This window comes from Bacillus sp. 05T31 (assembly GCF_056396725.1).
In genome coordinates this window covers 1-4,070 of the sequence record NZ_JBFTMA010000383.1, presented here as the reverse complement: position 1 = coordinate 4,070, position 4,070 = coordinate 1, and the positions used below count along the sequence as shown (strand labels likewise).

At 35.5% G+C, this 4,070-nt stretch carries 2 protein-coding genes and 2 pseudogenes; 2 read left to right on the top strand and 2 right to left on the bottom strand.

Annotation, left to right across the window (positions count from 1 at the left end):
• Both AC1DJR_RS19855 and AC1DJR_RS19850 read left to right on the top strand, forming a co-directional pair.
• On the top strand, positions 1-254 hold a 254-nt coding region (locus tag AC1DJR_RS19855; protein ID WP_477003322.1), incomplete at its 5' end, for a carbohydrate-binding protein.
• Between the two features lie 266 nt (positions 255-520).
• A complete protein-coding gene (locus AC1DJR_RS19850) occupies positions 521-2,767 on the top strand; it encodes a putative mucin/carbohydrate-binding domain-containing protein (RefSeq protein WP_477003321.1) in 2,247 nt (748 codons plus the stop codon).
• A 336-nt stretch (positions 2,768-3,103) separates the two neighbouring features.
• Here AC1DJR_RS19850 and AC1DJR_RS19845 read toward each other — a convergent pair.
• Both AC1DJR_RS19845 and AC1DJR_RS19840 read right to left on the bottom strand, forming a co-directional pair.
• Positions 3,104-3,252, bottom strand: a pseudogene (locus AC1DJR_RS19845) (IS4 family transposase); the annotation flags it as partial.
• A gap of 140 nt (positions 3,253-3,392) precedes the next feature.
• Positions 3,393-3,860 (bottom strand): annotated as a pseudogene (locus tag AC1DJR_RS19840) (transposase); the annotation flags it as partial.
• Positions 3,861-4,070: the final 210 nt, after the last annotated feature.

Below are 4,070 nucleotides of genomic sequence, written 5' to 3'. Positions count from 1 at the left end.
AGGAATATAAATACGCAGTAAAGGCTGTAGATGCAGCTGGGAATACATCAAATCAAAGTAACATTCTTCTGATAAAAACAAAAGATCAAAATGTATCTTATGAAAAATGGGATCCGAGGAAGGCATATACAAAGGGCGACAAAGTAGAACATCAAGGGAAAGTGTATGAAGCTGTTCAAAATCATCAAGGAAATGGTGATCCGAATTGGATATTTGCCTTATCGTTATGGAAACCACTTACTTTGAATTTTTAAGTTGATGGGCGTGGGAATACCACGTTATAAAATGAAATTTGTTATGATTTCATCTGAGAATGAAATTCGATAAAGGTAAAATTAGTGAAAGTTATAGGGACTAAGGTGCATTCCACTATGTCAGCCAGTTGCGAAAGGTTAGGAAACTACCAAATTATATTCATGTTGGCTGTTTAATTCCTCATGCCTTTAAGTATGGAAATTATTTTATATAAACGAGAATCATGCAGCAGTCAAAGGTCAAAAACAAAAAAGGGGGAATTATTTTGAAAAGGATTTCATCTTTATTATTAACAATGCCGATTATTTTAGGAAGTATTGCTACGATTCCGCATACAAAGGTTTCAGCTGAAACAATGTCATTCAATCAAGAGACATTCACTTTAGAAACATTGGGCCAACAAACGGATCAAGCAATTGCAAATGGTAATTTTGAAGCTCATTTGAATAATCTCACAGCATATCTGAATGGAAATATTGGGGGTATTACTGAAGAGAATTTAAAAAAGAAGCTTGCAGATCAAGTATTTGCGGCAGCTTTGGCTCAGTGGCAATTCATATCACAAACAGGTGCTGCAACAATGGATGCATTTGCTAAAAAAGATGCTGACCATCAAAGATTTCTTAGCTGGGCTATGAAAAATACAGATGTGATGAATACCTATCTTGAAGGTGGTAGTCCAACTGGAAAAAATCCTGTAAATGCACTTGAGATATGGCATACAATCTGGAATGCGGATGCAGATTCTCACGAAGGATTGTATTTGAAATTAGCGATATCCACATCTTTAGCTCATGCTGAACCTATAAAATATTGGACAAACAATAAACCTATTAATCCATTAACAAGATACCAACATTATAAATCAGCAGATCAAAATAACGAGTTACTTCCTTGCTTTAGAACATATGATGTTTGGCATTTAAGATTAGTAGTGAATACTTGGTCACCAGAAGAAGATTTAACTTGGGCAAGAAATATGATTAATACGGAACATCCAGAACTTAAAAGTCAAGATAAGGTAGGGGAAAGTGCATATTTGATTAAATATACAACCCATAACAAAGATGGAGTTAGCATTCACGCTGGAAATGATGCATTCTACGGTTTAGGTTGGAATCTTTCTTCCATTTACAGATTTGGCGGGGTATGCGGTAATATTTCGAAGTTTGGTACGCAAGTAAGCCAAGCCTTTGGAGTGGCAGCTATGCCTGTTGGACAACCTGGACATTGTGCACTCATATGGAATAACAAACCATCTTCTTGGAATTTAGGAAATGATATATCCGGATGGGGTGAATCGAGCCGTCATGATGCAACTGTTATTCCTTGGTCAGATAATAGCCCGACAAATCAAGTACCATATATGCTACTATTTGAAAATGCTGAACGTGACCCAGTAAAACTAGATCAATCAGAGCGATTACGCTGGTTAGCGAAAGCGATGACTTCAGCAGATAATAAAATTGCAATTTATAAAATATCCACCAATATTTTACCAATCAATTTTTTAGTATGGAAAGATTACGTTTCTCTTATGTTACAAAATCCAAATGTAACAGATGCTGAGTGGAAAGAATTAAATAACAGTATCATTTCTGTTTTTGCGAATGAACCGCGACCGATGATGGATCTTCTTACTCAAATAAAAAGCCATGTACCAAATACAGATGATATCTTGGAAGGAAAACAGTTTTCATGGTCACTGAAAGGGATTGGAGATTTTGAATTCGCAAAAGTAAATTTAAATAAATCAACAGAAGAAATGCAAATTGATCTAAAAGCAGGTGTACCACACCATTACTTTGATAGTACATACGCAAGCATTAAAGTGAAAAACACATCAGGTAAAGTGGTCTATAACAAAGAGGTTTATGGGAATAAACAGCAAAATGCTGAATCAAAAACAGTCCCAGTAAAAGTGGGCGATTTTATTGAACTTACACACCTAGAAGGTGAAGAGAGAGCAACGTTAATAAATTTAGATAATAATAAGCACGAAAGCTTTGATAAAAAGGTAATGTATGAGGTTACAAAGGATGGCCTGAAGAAAGTAAATCAAATTGTTAATCCTAAGCCAGATACAGARGCTCCCACRCAGCCRCAAGGATTATATGCAAGCAAYGTTACTTCTAACAGTGTAGARCTAAAATGGAATCCTTCTWCAGATAATGTAGGTGTAAAAGAATATCAGGTATTACGTGATGGACAAYTRATTCAAACRRTACAAGGWACGACGTTTAYTGATCAAAAYCTAAMAGYTAATAAGGAATATAAATAYGCAGTRAAGGCTGTAGATRCAGCTGGRAATACATCAAATCAAAGTAACATTCTTCTGATAAAAACAAAAGATCAAAATGTATCTTATGAAAAATGGGATCYGAGGAAGGCATATACAAAGGGCGACAAAGTAGAACATCAAGGGAAAGTGTATGAAGCTGTTCAAAATCATCAAGGAAATGGTGACCCAAATTGGATATTCGCTTTGGCATTATGGAAGCCACTAACATAGGGGTCTAATATATATTGAAACTACGCCCAAATGTTGATGGTAATTATGGGGTTTCCCTCATGCCTATTAAGCTAACAATTTGAAGTGCCTCCAAAACGGAAATTACATCTGTTTATAGGTGTCCATGAGAATTGAGCTCATTTTTTTCGTTTTGGGGTAATTTTGAATTTTTAAGTTGATGGATGTGTGGCGTTCCCCCGTCGCTATCAAGCTAAGCTTATGCAAAGTCAATTTTAGGCGAGATTRTTTCTTTTTTCTAAAGRGCAAGTGTAGGTGATTGAAAGATTTGCATACGAAATAAACCCTAACGGGTTTCACTTTTTTGAATTAAGCGGCTTAATTATCAGACATGGTACAATTGTAAACAACACCTAATATATCAAAGATCGTTTTTTCTCATATCGATGAGATTTCCGCCCGTTTTGCAGTAAGAGATTGAATAGGCGAAGTAACACCTTTGATAGCTCTCGGGTGTTTTTTCTTACGATTAGTCAACTGTTTTTTAGAGTTATAATTGATTAAATGTCAGAGATTTTAAGCCAATTAGAATGCAAACCAAATACCCCTAATATGTGTCCATTTTTTACTAGGGTGAAGATATGGTATGATGGATGAAACTATGGTTTCAGGCGGTTAGCCGATAATCATAGTGCATATTATGTGTAATGAGATAGAAGAGAAGCTTCAATAATTTATTTACACATGCAATGGACGCAACTTTATGACACTTGTTATAAGGTTGCGTTTTTAATTTATCGTAATACTCAACAATRTGATTTTGTCCGTAACGTCGTTGTTTAATCATGTTCTGGATGATGAGGAAAAGGAGCTTCCGCAAATGTTTATTTCCACGTTTATTGATTTTATCTTTAAAAAAGGTTTTACCTGATTGAAAACGGCGTATATCAATACCAGCAAATGCATTGAGTTGCTTGTTATTGTTAAAACGAGTAATATCTCCTCTTTCAGCCATCAAGCGTACGGCAGTATTCGGTCCAATCCCAGGAAGACTGCGAATGATATTGTATTCTGCACGTTGCTCAGCTACATACACCATCTTGCTAATACAGCTTGCTTTTTGGTGAAGAAGCTCAGTTTTGTATACGGATTCAGGATCCCAAAACACCCACGACCTTCTCTTCACTTCTAATATATAAAAAATAGTAGTGCGAACCAATGCCTTGGTCTGCACTACTAATCTTAGTATGTTTTGTATAGTTTGGAATAGAAGAAGAAAATAGTCTTTAATCATATATATGGCTTTATACTCACTAAGCTCTCGTTTTTTCTTCATGAGGAGCAA